At 43.4% G+C, this 23063-nt stretch carries 19 protein-coding genes and 2 pseudogenes; 9 read left to right on the plus strand and 12 right to left on the minus strand.

Annotated features, from left to right (window positions below):
- Nucleotide 1: 1 nt before the first annotated feature.
- Nucleotides 2–1699 carry an acetolactate synthase large subunit gene (ilvB, locus tag PR709_RS16155; protein ID WP_014656869.1) on the minus strand — a complete coding sequence of 566 codons (1698 nt, stop codon included), beginning with the start codon at nucleotides 1697–1699 and terminating at the stop codon, nucleotides 2–4.
- Between the two features lie 104 nt (nucleotides 1700–1803).
- Nucleotides 1804–1893, minus strand: a complete 90-nt coding sequence (ivbL, locus tag PR709_RS16160; protein WP_154598840.1) for an ilvB operon leader peptide IvbL — start codon at nucleotides 1891–1893, stop codon at nucleotides 1804–1806.
- 385 nt (nucleotides 1894–2278) lie between these two features.
- Here ivbL and PR709_RS16165 point away from each other — a divergent pair, with 385 nt between their 5' ends.
- On the plus strand, nucleotides 2279–3445 hold the full coding sequence (locus PR709_RS16165; protein ID WP_272570999.1) for an MFS transporter: 1167 nt from the start codon (nucleotides 2279–2281) through the stop codon (nucleotides 3443–3445).
- 156 nt (nucleotides 3446–3601) lie between these two features.
- Complete coding sequence (gene aarP / locus PR709_RS16170) at nucleotides 3602–4009, plus strand: HTH-type transcriptional activator AarP (protein ID WP_272571000.1); 408 nt, start codon at nucleotides 3602–3604, stop codon at nucleotides 4007–4009.
- A 482-nt stretch (nucleotides 4010–4491) separates the two neighbouring features.
- Here aarP and PR709_RS16175 read toward each other — a convergent pair whose 3' ends face one another.
- From PR709_RS16175 to PR709_RS16185, 3 genes are all read right to left on the minus strand, one after another.
- Entirely contained in the window at nucleotides 4492–5841 is a 1350-nt protein-coding gene (locus PR709_RS16175; RefSeq protein WP_102780980.1) for a DNA-processing protein DprA, read from the minus strand.
- The gene (locus PR709_RS16180) at nucleotides 5838–7937 is read right to left on the minus strand and encodes a RecQ family ATP-dependent DNA helicase (RefSeq protein WP_272571001.1); all 2100 of its coding nucleotides are present in this window, start codon (nucleotides 7935–7937) and stop codon (nucleotides 5838–5840) included. Before PR709_RS16180 ends, PR709_RS16175 begins: the two co-directional genes overlap by 4 nt.
- Nucleotides 7938–8586: 649 nt before the next feature.
- Nucleotides 8587–9102, minus strand: a complete 516-nt coding sequence (locus tag PR709_RS16185) for a single-stranded DNA-binding protein (RefSeq protein ID WP_004924506.1) — start codon at nucleotides 9100–9102, stop codon at nucleotides 8587–8589.
- A gap of 389 nt (nucleotides 9103–9491) precedes the next feature.
- Between PR709_RS16185 and uvrA the strand changes: the two genes are divergently transcribed.
- From uvrA to PR709_RS16205, 5 genes and pseudogenes are all read left to right on the plus strand, one after another.
- Nucleotides 9492–12326, plus strand: a complete 2835-nt coding sequence (uvrA, locus tag PR709_RS16190; RefSeq protein ID WP_014656873.1) for an excinuclease ABC subunit UvrA — start codon at nucleotides 9492–9494, stop codon at nucleotides 12324–12326.
- A 249-nt stretch (nucleotides 12327–12575) separates the two neighbouring features.
- Nucleotides 12576–12686 carry a transposase domain-containing protein gene (locus tag PR709_RS19620; protein ID WP_442959597.1) on the plus strand — a complete coding sequence of 37 codons (111 nt, stop codon included), beginning with the start codon at nucleotides 12576–12578 and terminating at the stop codon, nucleotides 12684–12686.
- Nucleotides 12687–12899: 213 nt separating this feature from the next.
- Entirely contained in the window at nucleotides 12900–13238 is a 339-nt protein-coding gene (locus tag PR709_RS16195) for a hypothetical protein (protein ID WP_004924517.1), read from the plus strand.
- Between the two features lie 78 nt (nucleotides 13239–13316).
- Nucleotides 13317–13580, plus strand: coding sequence for a type II toxin-antitoxin system ParD family antitoxin (locus tag PR709_RS16200; protein ID WP_004924521.1), 264 nt, complete (start codon nucleotides 13317–13319; stop codon nucleotides 13578–13580).
- Nucleotides 13577–13863: pseudogene (locus PR709_RS16205) on the plus strand (type II toxin-antitoxin system RelE/ParE family toxin). The gene PR709_RS16200 and the pseudogene PR709_RS16205 overlap by 4 nt, the downstream one beginning before the upstream one ends.
- A gap of 435 nt (nucleotides 13864–14298) precedes the next feature.
- Here PR709_RS16205 and PR709_RS16210 read toward each other — a convergent pair.
- Nucleotides 14299–14658: a hypothetical protein gene (locus PR709_RS16210; RefSeq protein WP_060560920.1), complete on the minus strand. Its 360-nt coding sequence runs from the start codon at nucleotides 14656–14658 to the stop codon at nucleotides 14299–14301.
- On the opposite strand from PR709_RS16210, the pseudogene PR709_RS16215 reads away from it, so the two are divergent.
- Nucleotides 14642–15181 (plus strand): annotated as a pseudogene (locus tag PR709_RS16215) (transposase); the annotation flags it as partial. The gene PR709_RS16210 and the pseudogene PR709_RS16215 sit on opposite strands and share 17 nt — an antisense overlap.
- Before the next feature lie 58 nt (nucleotides 15182–15239).
- On the opposite strand, the gene PR709_RS16220 reads toward PR709_RS16215, so the two are convergent.
- From PR709_RS16220 to dnaB, 3 genes are all read right to left on the minus strand, one after another.
- Nucleotides 15240–16436: an amino acid aminotransferase gene (locus PR709_RS16220; protein ID WP_060560918.1), complete on the minus strand. Its 1197-nt coding sequence runs from the start codon at nucleotides 16434–16436 to the stop codon at nucleotides 15240–15242.
- 69 nt (nucleotides 16437–16505) lie between these two features.
- Nucleotides 16506–17588, minus strand: a complete 1083-nt coding sequence (alr, locus tag PR709_RS16225) for an alanine racemase (RefSeq protein WP_060560917.1) — start codon at nucleotides 17586–17588, stop codon at nucleotides 16506–16508.
- A 141-nt stretch (nucleotides 17589–17729) separates the two neighbouring features.
- The gene (dnaB, locus tag PR709_RS16230) at nucleotides 17730–19139 is read right to left on the minus strand and encodes a replicative DNA helicase (protein WP_004924545.1); all 1410 of its coding nucleotides are present in this window, start codon (nucleotides 19137–19139) and stop codon (nucleotides 17730–17732) included.
- A 329-nt stretch (nucleotides 19140–19468) separates the two neighbouring features.
- Here dnaB and PR709_RS16235 point away from each other — a divergent pair, with 329 nt between their 5' ends.
- Nucleotides 19469–20452, plus strand: coding sequence for an NADPH:quinone reductase (locus tag PR709_RS16235; RefSeq protein ID WP_036942008.1), 984 nt, complete (start codon nucleotides 19469–19471; stop codon nucleotides 20450–20452).
- A 42-nt stretch (nucleotides 20453–20494) separates the two neighbouring features.
- Here PR709_RS16235 and dusA read toward each other — a convergent pair whose 3' ends face one another.
- The 3 genes from dusA to PR709_RS16250 form a co-directional block, all read right to left on the minus strand.
- Entirely contained in the window at nucleotides 20495–21505 is a 1011-nt protein-coding gene (gene dusA, locus PR709_RS16240; protein WP_004924554.1) for a tRNA dihydrouridine(20/20a) synthase DusA, read from the minus strand.
- Nucleotides 21506–21703: 198 nt separating this feature from the next.
- Nucleotides 21704–22498, minus strand: a complete 795-nt coding sequence (locus PR709_RS16245) for an inositol monophosphatase family protein (RefSeq protein ID WP_014656881.1) — start codon at nucleotides 22496–22498, stop codon at nucleotides 21704–21706.
- 50 nt (nucleotides 22499–22548) lie between these two features.
- Nucleotides 22549–23028, minus strand: a complete 480-nt coding sequence (locus tag PR709_RS16250; RefSeq protein ID WP_036942011.1) for a DUF6882 domain-containing protein — start codon at nucleotides 23026–23028, stop codon at nucleotides 22549–22551.
- Nucleotides 23029–23063 lie beyond the last annotated feature (35 nt).

The raw sequence follows: 23063 nt of genomic DNA on the forward strand, positions 1-23063 counted from the left end.
ATTACGCTCCGATCATATCAATATTTGCTGCACCCGGTGGAACCATTGGATAAACCTTTTGATTCACATCGATCAGGGCATGAATTAAGCAAGGACCTTTCGTGTTCATAATCGCTTCTAATGCCATTTCAGGATCCGCTTCCGTATTTAAATCACAGGTTTTCAAACCAAACCCCGCCGCAATTTTAATAAAATCTGTTTGATATGGATAAGCTGCGGCATATATGCGGTTATCAAAAAACAGCTCTTGTTGCTGATACACCATCCCCAATGCTTGGTTATTCATCAGAACAATTTTGATATTTAATTGGTGCTCAACTGCGGTGGCAAGCTCTTGAATATTCATCATCAAGCTGCCGTCACCAGAGAAACATACGATGGTTTGCTCTGGGTTCGCCAATGCCGCACCAATCGCGGCAGGAAGGCCAAAGCCCATCGTGCCTAAACCGCCAGATGTTAACCACTGGCGAGGACGTGATAGCGGATAAACCTGTGCCGCCCACATTTGATGCTGCCCAACGTCAGTGGTCACTATCGCTTCTTCGCCCGCGGCTCTTGCAGCAGCAAGCACTAAGCCGTAATGGCTTAATGGATTATCGGCTTCGCTTAAATTTAATGGGTAGTCCTGCTTTAATTGATTAACTCTTGTCATCCACTCTTCACGTTGATTTTTTTCAACTAACGGCAGTAATAACTCGAGAATTTGCCCTGCATCTGCATTGATAGCAATATCAGGTCGTTTAATTTTACTGATCTCTGCTTTATCAATATCTACATGAATAATTTTGGCATTAGGACAGAATTTTTCTGCACGACCTATCGCTCGGTCATCAAAGCGAGCACCGATAACAATTAGCAAATCAGCTTCTTCCATCACCATATTCGTGCTACGCGCCGCATGCATTCCCAACATTCCCAAGTAGAGCGGGTGGCGCATAGGAATAGTCCCTAATGCCATCAGTGTCATCGTCGTTGGTAATGTCGCTTTCTCTGCAAACGCAATCGCCGTTTCTGTGGAGCCTGAACTAATCACGCCGCCTCCAAAATAAAGTACAGGACGTTTCGACTGATTAATCATTTCCGCCGCTTGGATCACTTTTTCCATCTCAAAGTTCGGCGCCTTATCTTTTGGCTGAATATCTGGCAATGCGTCTAATTCGATCGTTGCCGTCTGCACATCTTTAGGAATATCAATCCATACTGGGCCGGGACGACCGGACTCTGCGATTCGGAAGGCGTCACAAATTACTTGCGGTAATTCATTGATGTTACGAACTAAATAGTTGTGTTTTGTGACAGGAATAGAAATCCCATAAGTATCAACTTCCTGAAAAGCATCGGTGCCAATCATTGAAGAAGGAACTTGGCCTGTAATACAAACCAGTGGAATAGAGTCAAGCTTAGCGTCCGCAATGGCCGTGACTAAATTCGTTGCCCCTGGGCCACTCGATGAAATACACACTGCCGCTTTTCCGGTTGTACGCGCAATACCTTGTGCAATAAAGCCAGCACCTTGCTCATGACGCGCCAAAATATGGCGGATTTGCTTACTTTTACCTAAAGCATCATAAAAAGGGAGGGCTGCACCGCCAGGGATCCCTGAAACAATGGTAATGCCATGTTTTTCTAACAAATGGACTATCAGTTCTGCACCTGTGTAGCAGGTTTTATCTGATGATGTTGTACCCGATTCGCTCATAATCTTATCCTTCACACTAGCCGGTGAGATTCGAGCGGCGATTCATAAAAAAACCCCGCTCGGTTTGCGCCGGCGGGGTTTTTAATCTGCGTTGATTGTTCCCGTTACGGCGCTAAGCCCACGACCACCACCACACGCACGACCACCGCGGCACGTGGCGCGGTTAGTAGTAGGTTTGAATGATGAAGAGTCATGTTCACGGGTTATTCCTGTCTGTCGATATTAATTTGGTTTAAATTATTAATCATTATTTTGTGTAAGTGCATTTAAGAAAACACATCTTGTTCACAATGACAATCATTTTTTCCATTTTTATTCATCTCACATTTAAAACGCGATCAATATCACACTACTAACTTACCAGAGCATTTAACTGGCAATTAGTTATTTTTTGGTTTTATCCTCTCGTTAAACCGAGATAACAACCAGGCTCTTAAATTGACTGATATTCCCTCTTGACTTCAAGTTGACTTGAAGTTGTAAGCTGCACATTTCCTGTATTTCACAACAATAAACTGGCAAAGCAAACTCAGCTTAACTGATTATTTCTATTAGTTTATTTGATTTTTAGAGGGTATTATGCCTAAAAATGTTTGGTGGTTAGCTATCGCATTAGCACTGTTTACAACGGGGAATGCTATTGTACTTTCAGTGGCAGTCGTGATCGGCGAGAAACTTTCCGTAGATCCGACTTACTCTACGGTTCCACTCCTGAGCCAATATATTGGTTTAATTATGGCAACCATTCCTATTGCATATTTAATGCAGAAATACTCAAGAAAACTCGGCTTTATACTGGGGAGTTTTTCTGGGATGATCGGAGCCATTCTATCCATTGTTGGTATTATTTATTACAACTTAACCTATTTCTCAATTGGCCTATTCTTTACAGGAATTGCCATTGGTACAGCACAACAATTTCGTTTTACAGCGCTCGAAGAAGCTCCTAAAGCTTTACATGCTAAAGCGGTTGGGTTAGTGATGAGTGGAGGAATTGCAGCCGCCTTAATCGGCCCAACGTTGGCCGTTATGACACAGCGCTTTTTCACTGAATACCCTTTTGCTGGCCCCTTTAGTGCATTAACGCTCATCTATGTTATCGCTTTTATTTTATTATTAAGAGTGCCTTTGAAAAAAGTCGAACAACAAAGGCAAAACCATAGCAAAGCGAAACGTAGTTATAAACAACTGTATTCACAACCGATATTAAAATTAATTACTATCGTAAGTGCGGTTGGCTATGCGTTAGTGGTATTGACTTTCGCTTCCATTCCACTCTCTATGAAACAACACAATTTCCCCTTCTCTTTAATAGCTCTTGTATTCCAGTGCCATGTACTCGGTATGTTCGCACCCTCTTTTTTTACAGGGCACCTTATTCATCGTATTGGAACAAAAAAGATCATCGTTATCGGTATTTTGTTGCTGTTTCTCTCTGCCACAATAAACCTGCTGGGAAGCCAATTTTATCACTATCTACTATCAGGCATATTCGTTGGTGTCGCGTGGAATTTTATTTTAATCAGTACCACCCAACTATTGCCTCTCGGCTATGAAGATCACGAAAGAGCAAAAGTGCAAGGTATGACAGATTTTCTTATTTATTCTTTTGGTGCTTTAGGTAGCCTTGCAGCCGGTGTGTTATTTTTCTCGCTCGGTTGGCAATTGATGAATGTCCTGTCAATGGTCATTTCAATTTTCATTCTTGTTTTTTGTATTGCTTTAAAAAAACATATTACGCAATGAATTAAACAATAAGATAGGTATTTAATTTTATATATACAGGTGTAATCGTCGTCTGCCATAGTGGAATACACTGTATTATAACCTGTTTAAGTTTTATTTATTCAAAAGCTATCCGATGAGTAATATGCTTATAATCTAACAAATAGGAAATGTATTATGTATAATAAATTACCCATTTCATATAGCAGAAAACATACTCAATTTCAGTCCTCTATTATCTCTGAAATCCTAGTTTGGATAGAAGGAAACCTTACTAATCGATTATCATTAGATGATATTGCACAATATTCTGGATATACCAAATGGCACTTGCAACGGGTATTTCGTAAAATTGTCGGTATGCCTTTAGGGGAATATATACGCCGTCGACGGATCTGTGAAGCGGCAAAAGAGCTACAAACCACAAACCTTCAAGTAATTGATATTGCATTGAAATACCAATTTGACTCCCAACAATCCTTTGCCAAAAGGTTTAAGGCTTATTTAGGTATTTCACCTTCTTTATATCGTCTTTCCGACACTGGTTATAATGACCTCTTGTTGCTAGAGCCTAAGGTCGCTTAACCATTGAATATGAAAAGACATCGAAATTTGACGCATTACTGTATTACTGACTAATAAGCTCCTAGTAATAATACTTGCTGGAGCTTTATTTTTATTTAAATCCATTTGTTATCCTTTTTCCTTTTGATTGAATATTAAGAAACCCTTAATGTTCATCCTCGATAAATATTTTATAATTGATATAAAAAGACAAATTTTCATTATTAGGTTAAATAAAAAACCATATTAATTAGAAACTTTTTATATTTAGGTATTTTTCTAAACCTATTGCATACGGTGATAATATTAGTGTCATTTTCTACATTCAAATCACAATAATATGATACTCAGTATTAATCTCCTATATTGTAATAGCTTCCCCCATTAGATCATCGGCATATTAGGCGATATTGTTTATCAATGCTATAAATCCCCCTTACTCTGCCATCACTCGTTCAATTGTTACCAATTAAGTAAAACATCCTTGTTCCACTACGTGGTATTTAGCCCTGCTCTTTCTCAATTACCGCTTGATAACGGACTGGCCGTTTGAGTTTTTTTACTAAGCCATCTTTTTCTGCGCGCTTCAACCACTCATTTAATTGTGATTTGTGTAATTCTGTCTTTGCAATAAGTTCATCAAGTGAAATTGGTTCTTTAGCCAACCCTTGAAGTTCCATTGTGAATAATTGATAAAAATCCACAGGTGTTGAACGCAGCTCCTCAATCTCTATAGACTGCTTTGAAACGACCAAACTGTCTGTTTGCTCCACACCACTTGATACATTGCTCTCTATCTCTGGCAGGTTGGCTTCTAATATTGGATTAGGCTCTGCAAATAATTCTGGTTGTTCAGGAACGGCAGATGAAAAAAGATCAGGCTGTTCTTCTTTTACCTGCTCAACACTATTGACGTCATTTCTAATAAGTTCTGCAATATTAGAGTGTTGCACATCATCCGTTAACCAGCGCGCGCCTTTAGCGACCAAATCAGCATTAGCAGCACTTTTGTCAATTGTCGGCTTGACCCATAGAGGCACCCACATTTTTTTTAGATTTTCTTCAGCACCACTTAACGTGCCCCCTTTTTTACCTGAATGGATCACAAGAGCGCTATCTGCTAAACAGTAAATATACTTATTGCGAGCCATCGCATTACCGGTGCTAAAACCCGCTTCTGGATAAAAAGGTGATACTAATACCGCATGCCCCTCCATTAGCCCTTTACGCCATTTACTACTCGTTGCGGCTTTTAGTAAATTATCCGCCACCACACCAATAATTACGCCACCTTGCCGCATAGCGCCTAACATTGCCGTTTCATCGACACCACGTGCTGCCCCTGAAATAATCGCGACATTATCGGATGCTGCTTTAGCACCAATTTGGTCTGTATAAGTGAGATCAGACACACTTGCATTACGTGAACCAATAACGGCTAATCCCCCCATATTCAATAACGCTTTATTCCCACAACCAAATAACACGGGGGGAGAATCTGTTTTTAACCGCTGTTTTAAACGTTTTGGGTATTCAGGATCAGAACGCGTAACCACCCACAAACCCGCCCGTTGCCATTTCTCTATGGCAAGAGCAAGGCTATGCCCACGGTTCAATAGCTCCACAATCCGTTCTGTACTAATACGAGCATCGTGCCACCCACTGAGTAGTGCCTTCGGATCAGAGACTAAAAGGTCTGCTGGTGTCGTTGATTTTTCTTTCAACCATAACGCAAACCGCCCCCACTCCGTATTAGTGAGCGGCTTGACGGCTTCACTACTCGCCTTGGAAAAATAGCTAGTTAGCAATAAAGTCGCTTGCGCTGTTGGTGACAATGAGCTAGATACATTCATGAGTCTTTTACCGAAGAAGAGGCAAGTGCAACTGGATATACCATACCACTGCCTGCCTGCTGTAATAATGCCGCGATGACTGTTAGCGTCCAGCCGGAGTCCACAATGTCATCGACCAAAAGTACGGGCTGCCCACATAATAATTCTGTAATAGCAAATGCGCCATCCAAATTCTGGCACTGGTGGAAACGATTTTGCTGACTTTTTTGTGGCTGGTTATCTTTAATTTTGCTCACAGAATTCACAAATGGCAAGCCTAGTCGCGAGGCTAAACGGCGAGCAAAACTTGGTACTAATTCTGGATGGTTTCGCGATGCTACACAACAGACCCATTGTGGTGCAGGGGTTGGTTTCCAGCGGTTTTGGATCATTTCTGCCATCGCTTCGACTAATTCATCACTAAAATACCCAGCATATTTGTTGTTTGCAACTAAACGCCCCCAACCAGCATCCCCCCAACGTGATAAAACCCGTCCTTCTTGAGCACGGAGATTTTGTGGCAGACTACCTTTAAAGCCATACTCCAAGAAAGCATTAGCGGCAACCTGTGCTTTAGGTTTAATCGCCATCTCGGCGTGCTTAAGAAAAGTTCCCGCCCGATGAACCAAAGCGGGGTCGATGGCTTGGTTAACAACTGGGCGTGCTATACAGGATGCACACTTACCGCAAGGAGTCGGGTCATGGTCGTCTAGAGCTTTGCGCAGAAAGGTCATCTTGCATCCACTGTCTTTCAAATAGGCCTGTACTTCTTGCCACTCTTGAACGCGCTGTCCTGTTAAATGTTCAATACGCGCATGATCCATTTGGTAATGTACAGGCGTCCTTACCCAGCGGCTGCCATTTTTAATGACGGGCGCCGGGTTTTCCACGCTCAATAATTTAAGTACCTTCTCAATCTGCCCGTAGCGCAGGTTAGTTTTCTCCTCGATATTACGTATTGATAAACCATCACCCTGTTCTAGCGCCTGTAAAACCTCATTGACTTGCATTTCAGATGGAAACGCTGAGCCCCAGAAAAATTCATGAATGTCCCGATCCTCTACACCAGACATTAATACGCCTACTGCATGGTCAATACCACGGCCAGCACGCCCTACTTGCTGATAATAAGCGACAATAGACCCCGGAGCTTGATAGTGAATGACGAAACTTAGGTCGGGTTTATCATAACCCATGCCTAACGCGGTCGTCGCCACCAACACCTTTAATTGATTATTAAATAGTAATTCCTCTAAATGTTGACGGTAAACATTACTATTTTCAAAATCATCACTTTCAACGCTGCTATGATAAGCCTTCGCATCGATACCGTTACGATTTAGCCATTCAGCAACTTGTTCAGCATCACGTACTGTTAATGTGTAAACGATGCCTGTACCCGGCAAATTGGGAATTACCTGAGCTAGCCATGCTAGACGAGAACTTTGATCGGGCAGAACCATGGTTTGCAATGCAAGGCTCTCTCGGATCAATGAACCACGCTGGATCCGGATATGACCAAGTAAGGCCTGAATATCATCGACGACACGATTATTAGCCGTCGCAGTGGTGCCTAATACTGGGGTGTTTGCAGGTAACTGACGCAAAATATTCACAATGCGACGGTAGTCAGGGCGGAAATCATGCCCCCAATCGGAAATACAATGAGTTTCATCAATCACCATCAAAGCGATACGATCTGCAATAGGCTGAAGTACTGTTTCAATAAAACTATCATTAGCTAACCGTTCAGGTGAAATCAACAAACAATCAATTTGATTATTGTGAATACGCTGCGTAACACTTTGCCAATCATCTTGGTTAGTTGAGTTCATCGTCTCAGCCACAATCCCCAAACGTTCCGCTGATTCAATTTGGTTGCGCATCAAGGCCAACAATGGCGATACAATAATCGTTGGCCCCATACCTCTATCGCGGAAAATCTTCGTACTGATAAAATAAACCGAACTCTTCCCCCAACCTGTTCGCTGTACAACGAGTAACTTCTGTCGATGATTTACTAGTGTATCAATCGCTTCCCACTGACCATCTCGAAATTCAGCAGTAGGGCTAGCTAGAGCGGTTCTTAGTAGTTGTAGGGCTTCGGCACGGTTCATTATTACTCCTTAGTTTATTCGGTAAGTTCACCGTTGATAAGTTTGGGTAGCAACAAGTCGTGAAATTGCATAATGTTCGCTATATTCAAACAGCCTGATAATTTAGAGCATCGATTTTCAACCTGAATATCACGTGTATTCATTCAAGCTAATAGGAAACAAAAAATATCAACTGCATTAATATTATTTATATTTAAAGGCAATAGCACGACTTCCATTATTATTTTCTCGCTTCATGAACTGCATAATAAAGCCACATTTTACCTTTTCCAGCCGGAGGTAAAAAACTGCGAACGTTCTCAAATTTCTGTTCAATTTATTGATATTAAAATGCTTCTGAAACAATAAATTCATTTGGTAAAAGCACAAACACTCTTTCCGTATTGTTAGCCATTACATATAGCTTCTTTTAGGGAATTATCTTTCAGTCTAATGGAATGATTCTGATTGGTGAAAAGAGAGGGAACGACCACTATTTACCTAAATAAAAAATAATATTTTTAGTATTTATTCAACACCCAACATTTGTCTAAAACAAAAAACCTTCTAAATGCTCTCACACTTAGAAGGCTGAAGTTTGTTTTCTGCACTTTGTAAATCAGACGGCTAAAAAAACCTCAGATCTACTTTAATTCGATTTTTATTCCAATCAGAACGGAATATCGTCATCGAAGTCCATTGGTGGTTCGCTGCTTTGTGGTGCAGGTGCTGGTGAACGCGCTGGGGCGCCGCCACCACTGAATTGCTGAGCCGCTGGTTGCTGAGGCTGACCCCAACCGCTTTGACCACCTTGGCTTTGGCCTGATGATTCGCCGCCACGACCGCCTAACATTTGCATTGAGCCACCGATGTTAACCACAACTTCAGTGGTGTAACGGTCTTGACCACTTTGGTCTTGCCATTTGCGAGTCTGCAAAGAACCTTCAATATAGACTTGAGAACCTTTTTTCAGATATTCACCAGCAACTTCAGCTAATTTGCCGAAAATCACGACACGATGCCATTCTGTTTTCTCACGCATTTCACCAGTTTGCTTATCGCGCCAGCTTTCAGAAGTTGCCAGAGTCAGGTTTGCAACAGCACCACCGTTAGGCATGTAACGGATTTCAGGATCTTGCCCTAAGTTACCGATAAGAATTACTTTATTTACGCCTCTGCTGGCCATTTAAACACTCCTGATCCATTAAATTTAATCTCTGTATTAGTCGTGAAGTTTAGCACGACCAACCCATAATGCATACGAATTGCATACTAAAATAGATGTAGCTTGCTCAAGTTGCGAGCAGCTTTGAAAATTTAAATTGTATCGTTCTTGAAGGTTCACAAACTGACAACCTGAATAATTTACTGTGCAGCTACGCGATACATTAATAATTCGACAATGCAAACACCAGCCTTGTTCAGTGCGAATGAATATAATCAACAACGCGACAACTCAAGATCACATGATTATAATCTGTTTTTTAATAAAACACTGTATATTCATTCAGTCTGAATTGTGCGATAATGATTCACTTATGATTGTTCACTATCAAATCATCCGGGAAGTGGTAAATGGATAATATCGAAGTACGCGGTGCCCGCACTCATAATCTGAAAAACATCAATCTCATCATCCCCCGAGACAAACTGATAGTTATTACGGGGTTGTCAGGTTCAGGGAAATCATCATTAGCTTTTGACACACTCTATGCAGAAGGTCAACGGCGCTATGTAGAGTCCTTATCCGCCTATGCAAGGCAATTTCTCTCATTGATGGAGAAACCCGATGTTGATCATATAGAAGGGTTATCACCCGCTATTTCGATTGAACAAAAATCCACCTCTCATAACCCAAGGTCAACGGTGGGCACAATCACCGAAATCCATGACTACTTACGTTTATTATTTGCCCGTGTAGGTGAACCACGCTGCCCAGATCACGATATTCCGCTAGCGGCTCAAACCGTGAGTCAAATGGTCGATAACGTGCTAGCACAGCCTGTTGATCGTCGCATGATGTTATTAGCCCCTGTCGTGAAAGACCGCAAAGGTGAACATGTCAAATTGTTAGATAACTTGGCCTCTCAGGGCTATATTCGTGCACGTATCGACGGTGAAGTGTGTGATCTGTCCGATCCTCCAACGTTGGAGTTACAAAAGAAGCATACCATTGAAGTTGTGGTTGACCGCTTTAAGATCCGTGATGATATCGCACAGCGCCTCGCTGAATCTTTCGAAACCGCTCTTGAGCTATCCGGCGGTACCGCGATTGTTGCCGATATGGATGATCCCGACGCAGAAGAGTTAGTGTTTTCAGCCAATTTTGCCTGCTCGGTATGCGGCTATAGCATGGTGGAATTAGAGCCTCGCTTATTCTCCTTTAATAACCCCGCCGGGGCATGTCCGAGCTGTGATGGCCTTGGTGTTCAACAATTTTTTGATCCTGAAAGGGTGATCCAAAATACCGAGATATCACTCGCAGGTGGGGCTATTCGCGGCTGGGATCGCCGGAACTTCTACTACTTCCAAATGCTGCAATCCCTTGCTGAGCATTATAAATTTGATGTTGAAGCCCCTTATGATTCTCTGAGTCCTTCCATTCAGAAAATTATTCTGTACGGCTCAGGTAAAGAGACGATTGAGTTCAAATATCGTAATGATCGCGGCGATATTACGGTTCGTCACCACCCTTTTGAAGGGGTGCTCAATAACATGGAACGCCGCTATAAAGAAACGGAATCAACGGCGGTACGGGAAGAACTCGCCAAATACATTAGCAATCGCCCTTGTGTGACATGTCACGGAACACGTTTACGTAAAGAGGCGCGTTTTGTTTTTGTCGAAAATACCACGTTGCCTGAAATTGCTGACTACAGTATTGGTCATGCGATGGCGTTTTTCCAAAATCTTAAACTCAGCGGGCAACGGGCAAAAATTGCAGAAAAAGTCCTTAAAGAAATTAGTGACCGATTAAAATTTTTGGTGAATGTTGGTCTTAATTACTTAACGCTTTCTCGTTCGGCAGATACTTTATCGGGCGGTGAGGCGCAACGTATCCGTCTCGCTAGTCAAATTGGTGCAGGCCTTGTCGGGGTCATGTATGTTCTGGATGAACCGTCAATCGGTCTCCATCAACGCGATAATGATCGCTTGTTGGAAACCCTCATTCATCTACGCAATCTAGGTAATACCGTTATTGTGGTAGAGCACGATGAAGATGCTATTCGCGCCGCAGATCATATCATTGATATTGGTCCGGGGGCTGGCGTCCATGGTGGTCAAATCGTTGCACAAGGCACCTTAGAAGATATTGTCGCCAATACAGACTCTTTAACAGGCAAGTTCCTAAGTGGCGAACGGCGCATTGATATCCCTAAAAAACGGGTTCCCGTCAATAAAGACAAGATGCTCAAACTGTTTGGCGCTAAAGGGAATAACCTGAAAAATGTGACCTTAAAGCTTCCTGTTGGCCTATTTACCTGTATCACTGGGGTATCGGGTTCAGGGAAATCCACATTGATCAACGATACCTTATTCCCTATCGCACAACGTCAATTGAATGGTGCCACCACAATTACACCAGCACCTTATCTTGATGTTGAAGGGCTTGAACACTTTGACAAAGTCATCGATATCGACCAAAGCCCTATCGGGCGAACGCCTCGCTCAAATCCAGCGACTTATACAGGGGTGTTTACACCGATTCGTGAGTTATTTGCTGGTGTACCGGAATCTCGTACTCGTGGCTACAATCCAGGTCGTTTTAGCTTTAACGTTAAAGGGGGGCGCTGTGAAGCCTGCCAAGGTGATGGTGTTATCAAAGTTGAAATGCACTTCTTACCTGACGTTTATGTGCCCTGTGATCAATGTAAAGGTAAGCGCTATAACCGCGAAACATTAGAGATAAAATATAAAGGCAAAAGTATCCACGAAGTGCTTGATATGACTATCGAAGAGGCTCGTGATTTCTTTGATGCTGTGCCAGCACTGGCTCGTAAGCTGCAAACCTTGATGGATGTGGGGTTATCCTATATCCGCTTAGGCCAATCAGCGACGACCTTATCCGGTGGTGAAGCACAACGTGTGAAACTGGCTCGTGAGCTATCGAAACGCGGTACTGGGCAAACCATCTATATCCTTGATGAGCCAACCACTGGGCTGCATTTTGCCGATATTCAGCAGCTTTTGACGGTACTGCATCAATTACGTGACCAAGGCAATACGATTGTCGTCATTGAACATAACTTAGATGTGATCAAAACCGCTGATTGGATTGTTGATTTAGGCCCTGAAGGGGGAAGTGGTGGCGGTGAAATCTTGATTTCTGGTACACCTGAAGAAGTGGCTGAATGTGAAAAATCGCATACTGCTCGTTTCTTAAAACCCATCTTAGCACGAGGCTACTAACCACAAGCGTGACAGCGCCTTATTTTGAAATCGAAAAACGCGGGCAAAACCCTAATGCCGATCAGTCAGTTAAGAACTCAATAATAGGTTGAACGATCCTACAGTGCTGTAAAAATCCGTAATCATCCCAAGATTACGGATTTTTTTATGTTACTTAGTCAAGCTCTCAAGACTGTTCAGGCTTTCTCGCCAAAATAATTTACAGCCCTTTCTGAGCTCCTTTCCGCTGAACTCATTGACGAATGTCTCGTGGATACTGGGGCTGTTACAATAAGAAAACGCCGTCTTCCGATGGGAATAATGGTATGGGCTGTAATGGAAATCTCTCTTTTTCGTTCTCTTTCCATGGCTCAAGTCTAAGCCTACTTTCCGCAGTAGCTCCGGGGAAAATACCGAAATTCATCAATGAGATATTGGCTATGGTTGGAAGTTTTGTACTACCTAGTAGGCGACAAAGGCATTACTCTCGAGCAGTAAAGAAAAAGCCGTAACGGTATCCGTTACGGCAATATTAATGACTCAACTGACAAGCATTACGGGCTAACCCCGGCTTTCTTTAATAAGGGGGTTCCAATGAAAGGCCAAGCAAAGAAAGGAGGGGAATTAGGCGTCAATGGCGAGTATTACAAAGGTGGTCAATTTATGCCGAGGAGTGCCAGTACCGTTAAAGGCGAGCACTGTTCAACGAGTCGTAAAACGGGAAAGAAACGACGTGTGCTGATCGAACCTGGCATTCTCGTCGAAGTTAACCATGACGAAAACGCCATTTTTGCACGTATCAGTGCATTCGTTGCTGTTGAGAACGGTTTTATGCGCCAGACCGCCAGTGCGCATACGGTCACCTATTATGGTTTGGAAACGTCCTTGCCAGATCTTATCCGCCGTTATAATGCAGGTGAACGGTATTGTTGATTGTTCGATATTGATAAAAATAAGAACGGGTTTATACTCATAGTTAATAATAGTTGGTAACTAGTAGGGATTTTAACCATGTCAACGAGTGTAGCTTTAAGCCCTTACTTTGAGGAATTTATCCAAAGTCAGATTAAGAGCGGGCGATATAATAATACAAGTGAAGTGATCCGTGCAGGACTTCGCGCTTTAGAAGAGCAGGAAAATCAATTAAAACTTGCCGCACTTCAAACGGCAATAGTTGACGGTATTAATAGCGGTGAAAGTAAAGATGCGAGCGCGGTATTTAGCCGTTTATCAAGTAAGTATGCCACATTGGCTGAGGATAACGGTAGCAAATGAAATTGGGTATATCACCGCTGGCAGACAGGATTTAGAATCGATCGGTGACTGGATAGCAAAGGATAATCCCATTAGGGCCCTGAGTTTTATTGAAGAGCTGTATCAAAAATGTCTTCTTATTGCAGACTCTCCGACCCTCTATGCTGAACGCCCAGAAATTTTGCCAGGCTTGAGAAGCTGTGCTTATGGCCGATACCTGTTATTTTTCCGCGTACTGGAAGCTGAAGTGCGCATAGAGCGCATACTCCACGGCTCCAGAGATATTCCTGCGCATTTCAGTTAACGATATACGCGGAACAGTGGCTTTTCTCGTTGTGGAAAGTGGGATAATGGGGAAAACTGCAAGTGAAAAGGCCATTGCCTATCATGGGCTTACTGAATCGTTACCGGACCTGATCAAACGGTTCAATGCGGTCGAACGATACCGATGAGGGTGACCCCTCACCAAAGCTGTCATGACAGTTGCTATCTTATCTTTTTATGAATGAGAAATAACAATATTAGCAAAATAGGAGTGCCAAAAATAACATAAGCCATTGCAGTGTCATGATTCATTCGCAAACTCTCTACGAAAGCGCGCCAAACGGTAACTGGATCATCATTACCTATCACTGTGTAGTTGTATGTAAAGCTTGAACTAAACCCGAATTCAAAAATGCCCAAGCCTAAATAAAATAATAAAACCAACAAAATAGTCAAAAACCATCTTAAAAACGTTCTATTTATCATAAGTGCTACCCAAGACATCGCCACCCATTTCACCACCATCAAAACTTGTTGCCTCTCCGCCTATTTTCGCTGACGATGTGGCAAATTCAAAAAATAGAATCATAGTCCCTTTATCTGATGGCGTGAGATTGTCGATATTTGGATACTGTTTATGGAAATCACTTGTGACTTCAATGACATCAAACTTATTAAAATTATCCTTCTTACCATCCAAATAATTCAGGAATGAAACAGGCACCGTGAACGCCTCTTCTCGTTCGATCGGATACTGCGTTCTCATTGGTGTATAACTCTCTTCAAATATCCCTGTGCCAGATTGCTTTAACCCTTTTACACCCCAAGCACGCAAAAAGTGGGCTAACTCCCCAATGACATTGAAAGCCCGATTGATAACAAAAAATATCAATGGAAAGGGGGTTCAGATATTAACATCAATGAGTGAGCCACTTCGATACCCCAAAGCCGATATTGCAGACCTTTATAGGCATCGTTGGGAAATAGAGCATGGCTTCAGGGAAATGAAGCAGCATATGTTGAATAATGAACTCACATTGAGGAGCAAAAAGCCAGCATTGGTAAATCAAGAATTATGGGGAATAGTACTCGCGTATAACTTACTGCGATTTATGATGGCACAGATGGCATACAGCCTGAAAGATACAGAACCGTATCAGATAGGATTTAAACAAACTGCGCTATACCTGAGTGCTCAACTAAGCCTACTTCCCGCAGTCGCTCCGGGGAAAATACCGAAATTCATCAATGATGATATTGGCTATGGCTGGAAGTTTTGTACTACCTAGTAGGCGACAAAGGCATTACCCCGAGCAGTAAAGAAAAAGCCGCAACGGTATCCGTTACGGCGATATTAATGACTTAACTGGCAAGCATTAGGGCAAAACCCGCGTTTTTTAATCAATAATTCACGAATTATTTGCTTACAGCAGCGAACGCTTCAACAATACGTTGAACATTATGACGGTTTACACCAGCCATACAAACACGCCCCGTACCCACTAAGTAGACAGCAAACTCATCTTTCAAACGCGCAACCTGCTCTTTTGAGAAGCCTGTGTAACTAAACATACCGCGTTGTTTTAACAGATGGTCAAAGTTTTTTTCTGGTAGTGCTTTTTTCAGTTCATCCACCAGAACAGTACGCATTTCTAAAATACGTACGCGCATCTCTTCAACTTCCTTCAACCATTGTGCTTTCTGTTCACTGTTTGTGAGAACTTGCGCCACAATTTTAGCCCCATTTGACGGTGGGCTTGAGTATAGGCGACGTACCCCTGCTTTTAATTGGCCTAATACGCGGTCACGTTCTTCTTGGCTTTCACAAATAACTGACAAACCACCAGCACGTTCACCATAGATACCAAAAATTTTAGAGAATGAATTACTCACAAACACAGGCAAGCCTGCTTTTACCATCGCACGGATAGCATAAGCATCTTCTTCAATACCTTCCGCAAATCCTTGATATGCAATATCCAAGAATGGGATCAGTTTTTGTGCCTTAGCCACTTTAGTCACTTCATCCCACTGCTCTGGCGTGAGATCTGAACCGGTTGGGTTATGGCAGCAAGGGTGCATTAAAATGATGCTATTTTCTGGCAATGTCTTAAATGTTGCCAGCATTTCAGCAAATTTTACCCCTTTGCTCTTTTCATCAAAGTAAGGGTAATAGTGAACTTTAGTACCTGCTCCAGAGAAAATTGATGCATGGTTTTCCCATGTAGGGTCACTGCACCACACCTCTGATTTAGGGAAGTAATAGTTGAGGAAATCCGCACCCAATTTTAGTGCCCCTGAACCACCGATAGTTTGTACTGTCGCGATACGTTCTTGCGCAATAAGAGGACAATCAGCACCGAAGAGTAATTTTTGGATCTCTAGACGATAATCTTTGAGACCTTCCATCGGTAAATACAGTGACGCGCTTGCTGGTAACTTGTTTAATTCCGCTTTCGCATGACCAACAGTTTTCAGCTCAGGTGTTTTACCTTCCCCATCATAGTATAAGCCGATACTCAGGTTGATCTTGTTTTCACGAGTATCTTTATTAAATTCATCCATCAGCGATAAGATCGGATCGCCCGGGTAAGAATCAACATGTTGGTACACAGTACATCTCCATAATCAGATAAAAATAATATTTTTTTGTTTCGTCTTTTGAAAATAACCCTTTGTTTGCTATTCGTCTACATATTCCATGACAACTCTTGAGGTTAATTTAGTCAGTAACTCATAATTGATAATGCCTGTTTGTGCGGCGATTTCTTCAACTGGCAGAGATTTCCCCCATAAAATCACCTCATCACCCACTTTATCATTGGCATTTGGCCCAAGATCAACGGTGATCATATCCATTGAAACTCGTCCTACAATAGGCACTTTTCGCCCATTTACCAAAACTGGCGTACCTGAAGGCGCGCTTCGAGGATAACCATCACCATAACCTATCGCAACAACGCCCAACCGAGTGTCACGCTGGCTACACCATGTTGCACCATAACCCACACATTGCCCAGCAGCATGCTCCCTAACAGCAATCAATGTTGATTTTAGTGTCATCACACTTTGTAAGCCAAAATGCTCGGCGGATGTGCCTTCTTGAGGGGAGGCACCATACATGATGATCCCCGGCCTAACCCAGTCATAATGGGCATCTGGCCATAATAAGATCCCTGCCGATGCCGCAATCGATTTTTCTCCGGCCTTATTGGCAATAAACTGTTTAAAGCAGTGAATTTGATTTGCTGTTGTCGGTAATTCAGGCTCATCAGCCTGACAGAAATGGCTGATAATATTGATGGGGTGTTTGACGTTTTTACACGCTTGCAAGCGCTGATAGAATGCTTCCGCATCTTGAGGCAACACGCCTAAGCGGTGCATGCCTGTGTCGAGTTTCATCCAAACTTTAATCGGGTTCGCCAATTCGGTTGCTTCCAGCATTGCAAGCTGTTCAACACAGTGGATAACCGTATCGATTTGATGTTCCACTAACAAGGGGAGATCAGAATGTTCGAAAAAACCTTCAAGTAATACAATAGGAGCCGTTATCCCTCGTTCCCTCAGTGCCAGAGCTTCTTTAAGTCGGGCGACACCAAAACCATCAACGAGATCTTCAAGGGTGGTGCTGACTTCGGTTAATCCATGGCCATAAGCATTTGCTTTAACAATGGCAATTAAACGGCTGTGTGGTGCGAGTTCTCTAACTCGTTGCAGATTATGTCGCAGAGCGCGGCGGTTAATTAAAGCGGTTGCCGCTTTCATTATGTCCTCTTTTTACTTTCTTATAAATCATCCAAGATGCAGCTCAGCGCCAAAGATAGATAAGCCGCTTGCTGCATACATACGCATCTGACTAGCCCACATGAGCCAAGTCAACAACACTGCCGCTTTTAGTATGACAGATCACTCATCGTCATAGGCAGGCCCCGCATAGTTATCAAAGCGAGACCATTGACCATTGAACGTTAATCGAACCGTACCAATCGGACCGTTACGCTGTTTACCGATAATGATTTCCGCCACCCCTTTCAAGTCACTGTTATCGTGATAAACCTCATCACGATAGATAAACATAATAAGGTCAGCATCCTGCTCAATAGAGCCTGATTCACGTAAGTCTGAGTTGACTGGACGTTTATCCGCGCGTTGTTCCAAGCTCCGGTTAAGCTGTGATAGCGCCACAACAGGCACATTAAGTTCTTTAGCTAATGCCTTCAGTGACCGAGAAATTTCAGCAATTTCAAGTGTACGGTTATCCGATAATGCAGGGACTCTCATTAACTGTAAATAGTCAATCATAATCAGACTTAAACCACCATGCTCTCGATAGATACGACGCGCACGGGAACGTACTTCTGTTGGTGTTAAGCCAGAGGAGTCATCGATGTACATGTTGCGCTTTTCTGACAAAATCCCCATGGTGCTAGAAATACGCGCCCAATCCTCGTCGTCAAGCTGGCCTGTACGAATACGTGTTTGATCAACACGCGATAAGGAGGCCAACATACGCATCATGATCTGGCTACCGGGCATCTCCAAACTGAAGATCAACACGGGTTTTTCTTCCGTCATCGCTGCATTTTCACACAAGTTCATCGCAAAAGTGGTTTTCCCCATTGATGGACGAGCTGCAACAATAATAAGGTCAGAGCCTTGTAGACCCGCCGTTTTCTTATCGAGATCTTGGTAACCTGTCGACACCCCTGTCACACCATCGTGAGGTTGCTGATACAGTTTTTCTATTTTTTCAATGGTTTCAGCCAAAATTGCTTCAATATCTTTTGGCCCTTCGTCCTTATTCGCTCTCGACTCTGCAATTTGGAACACCTTCGTTTCGGCAAAGTCGAGTAAATCTTCACTGCTACGCCCCTGTGGGTCGTAACCCGCATCGGCGATATCATTCGCGACTTTGATCATGTCACGCACAACAGCACGTTCGCGGACGATGTCGGCGTAAGCATTGATATTCGCGGCACTTGGGGTATTTTTTGATAACTCGGCAAGGTAAGCAAACCCCCCGACATCATCCAATTTACCTTCCTGTTCAAGGGATTCGGATAATGTGATCAAATCGATGGGTTTACCCTGCTCAAGCAGAGTTTGCATTTGAGCAAAAATGGTACGATGCGGATGACTGTAAAAGTCTGCATGGGTGACACGCTCGGAAACAGTATCCCAACGGTCATTATCCAGCATCAACCCTCCCAATACAGACTGCTCGGCTTCGATAGAGTGTGGTGGAAGTTTTAAGCCTTCCATTTGCTGATCGCGCGGCGCACTGTACTTGTTTTCTGAAGGGTATTTCTTAGCCATACTTTCTTATCCACATCCATAATTAACTAGCACATTAGTATACGCCAAACTTGTTACTGACGTTGGCTTTCTTTGTGTTTTTCTAACGGGTATTGTGCCTTTCGTCGCTGTGGCACTAACCAATAATTCTATCATCAAACCATAGCGTTATTATTGCGTGATTGATATGGTAGGCAAATCAAACGCGAAATCATTTGTGTTGTTTGTTGAAGGCAAGAAATTATCCCTATTGAGCCAGCGATGAGAAAATGGGCGTTGTCTGCCCATCATCCAGCCGGTAATTTGATTATACGACAAGTACAAGCAGACTGTTCCTATCGGAGATGATCATGGTAAAACGTATTGAATTTGCACAACATGGTGGCCCAGAAGTTCTCAGCTATTCCGATTTCGACCTAAAAGAGCCTGCCGATAACGAAATTCAGATAGAAAATCATGCAATCGGCATCAACTATATTGATACTTATGTCCGTAGTGGGTTATACCCCGTCGCGAGTTTACCATCGGGACTTGGTACTGAAGCTGCGGGCATTGTGGTAAAAACCGGCTCCCAAGTGACAGGTTTTCGCCCAGGTGACCGAGTGATGTATGCTCAAGGCCCGCTAGGTGCTTATAGTGAAGTTCATAATGTTCCTGAACATGCCGTTGCCCATCTTCCTGATGGAATTTCATTTCAACAGGCTGCCGCCTGTGGCCTGAAAGGTATGACTGTCTATTATCTGCTGAATCAAACCTATCAAATCAAACGAGATGAAATCTTTTTATTCCATGCGGCTGCGGGTGGTGTAGGCCTGATTGCTTGCCAATGGGCAAAAGCGCTTGGCGCTAAAATGATTGGTACCGTTGGCAGCGCTGAAAAAGCCGAGCGCGCTAAAGCGGCGGGGGCATGGGAAGTCATCAATTATCAAACAGAAGATATCGCGGCACGAGTCAAAGAGATCACTCAAGGTGAAAAGGTGAATGTCGTGTACGACTCAGTGGGCCAATCAACTTGGATTGCCTCATTAGATTCACTAAAACGCCGAGGTTTAATGGTGAGCTTTGGTAACGCATCCGGCCCTGTGACCGGCGTGAACTTAGGGATTTTAAACCAAAAAGGCGGTTTATACGTCACTCGCCCATCATTAGGGGTCTATGTCACTAATCGGGCGGAGTTAGATCAGGCAAGCCATGCGCTGTTTGATATGATCTTAAGTGGCAAATTGAATGTGGATGTCCCTGAAAAACAGATCTTTGCCTTGAAAGATGTGCAAACGGCCCACCGCACATTAGAGTCGAGAAAAACCCAAGGCTCTAGCCTGCTAATCCCATAATTTTGAGTGAGATGCCAACGACGGTTGGCACCTCACACTACATTATTGGTCGCGGGTGACGAATGCAAGAGCCTGCTCGACCACCGCCAGATCAGCCCCTTTCTTATGGGCATTTTCACTCAAATAGCGCCGCCATTGGCGAGCACCGGGTATTCCTTGAAATATCCCTAACATATGACGAGTGATATGACCAAGATAAGTGCCTTGTGATAACTCTTTTTCGATATACGGGAACATTTGGCGAACAGCATCCACCGCATTCACTACAGGTAATTGGCTATCGAATAATTGGTTATCTACCGCGGTCAAAATAGAAGGATTTTGATAGGCTTCACGCCCTACCATCACGCCATCAAGGTGACGTAAATGCTCTTTTGCCTCTTCCAGTGTTTTTATTCCCCCGTTAATCGCCATGGTTAAGTGGGGAAAATCCCGTTTTAGCTGATAAACGCGCGGATAGTCCAATGGAGGAATTTCACGGTTTTCTTTCGGACTTAGGCCGGATAACCACGCCTTACGCGCATGGATGATAAACATTTCACAACCGCCTTTAGTTGAGACGGTATCAATAAAATCACACAGGAATTCGTAGCTATCTTGCTCATCAATGCCAATGCGTGTTTTCACTGTGACAGGTATCGACACAACATCCTGCATCGCTTTCACGCAATCAGCCACAAGCTGAGCATCCGCCATTAGGCAAGCGCCAAAACGACCATTTTGTACGCGGTCTGAAGGGCAACCAACATTGAGGTTGATTTCATCATAACCACGCTCTTGCGCCAACTTTGCACATTGCGCTAATGCCTCAGGGTCGCTCCCCCCCAGCTGTAATGCTACTGGCTGCTCTTCTTCACTAAATGCCAGATAATCGCCCTTACCATGAATAATGGCACCTGTTGTAACCATTTCAGTATAGAGCAACGTATTTTTACTCAATAAGCGATGAAAATATCGGCAATGGCGGTCAGTCCAGTCGAGCATAGGAGCAACGGAAAATCGATTTATGTTTTTATAGCCTGTCATACCTTGAAAAACCTTGTTTTCAGTCATTTTTATATTTGACGTGTTTCGGTGTATCTTAACCTATTTAATCTGTTTTTGCTGTATTGGAAACACGACTAAGGACACCATGGCTTTGGTGTCCTCAACAAATGACGGCTCCCCGCCGTAAAACTGATTTGCTGCCATAAAGCACGCCGATTTTTTTAGAGTAGAAACTTTCATTACCTACGGTCGAGTTTACCCTATTTACGGGTTCATTAACTTAACCAGTTGATCGGCAAGTTCAGGCGTTGAAGCACTCAATAGGCTGCCACTAAACATGACGTTATCGCGTTCACCACTTAACGAACACACATCACCCCCCGCTTCACGAATACATGGTATCAATGCTGCGCTATCCCACGGTTTCATAATCGTATCAATGGCCCCATGTAGACGCCCTGTTGCCACCATGGCATGCTGGTAAGCATCGTTGGCAAAAATAAAGTCGCGAGCGCAACTGACAACACGGTCAAGATGGTAAATCGTTGTACCTTCTCGTTGATTGTAAGTGCTACTGTGGATCCCCGATGCGGAAATGACGGCATTAGCGACCTCTTTAGGCGCATCAGTACCTAATGTTAGCCGCCGAGATAAACCGTTATGTGTTTCCAAGTAGCAACCTTGCCCTTTTGCTGCGTAAACTACCGTTGAAATGGCAGGGAAGCTGATCACCCCAACGATAGGCTCCCCCTTTTCAACATAAGCAATCAAAGTGCTAAAGAGTGGAATGCCATAAATAAAGGCGCGCGTGCCATCAATCGGGTCAATCACCCATCCAGATTCGAAAACAGTATCGCCTTCAAGGCCAAATTCTTCACCAAGGATCGGAACATCCGGTGTGTGTTGGGCAAAGTGCTCACGCAATGCCGACTCAACACGTAAATCTGTTTCCGTGACCACTGAACGGTCGGGCTTATAGTCAAAACTGCCCGCACCTTGAAATGCTTCTACGGTCATCGCTCTGACTGATTTTGCCGCTTCAAGCGCAATCGCCAGCATACTGTGGGCTCCTATTTAAAATATAACATTATGGCAATCATAACCCATGATTATGCTTGGGTTTTATGCAGTTTGACCTCACCAAAGGTCATAAAAATCAATGTGCTTCCTGCGACCCCACGATAAGCCCCTTGTTGCTGATTCAATTCGCAAGCGAGTGCCGTAAATAGCCATGCTTCATTTTCCGAGATGTCACACATCGCATCGGTAAGCTGCTCATAACCTTTGCGTTCAGCAAATTCTTGTACAGCCAATGCGTCTTGTAACAATGGCTCCTCAATCGAGCTATTTGCCCATCCCCACATCCAACTCCCTTGGTTTTGATCATAAGTACCAATGATTTGCACGGGAGCAACAGCAACGAGACCGTCTGGAGCATGAAAAACAATTGTGCCCTCTTCTTGATCGACTGACCAACTTGCCTGATCAAGATGCCAAGTATCACAGTGGAATTGGCTTTTATGCTGTAGAGCATTCATACTTCGCTCGATTAACGTATCGTAAGGTAAATCTTCAAGTTCTTGATTCATTCATATATTCCTTAAACTACAGCGTGATTATCGAA

The sequence above is a fragment of the Providencia sp. PROV267 genome (genome assembly GCF_028477825.1).
Classification (GTDB): Bacteria; Pseudomonadota; Gammaproteobacteria; order Enterobacterales; family Enterobacteriaceae; genus Providencia; species Providencia stuartii.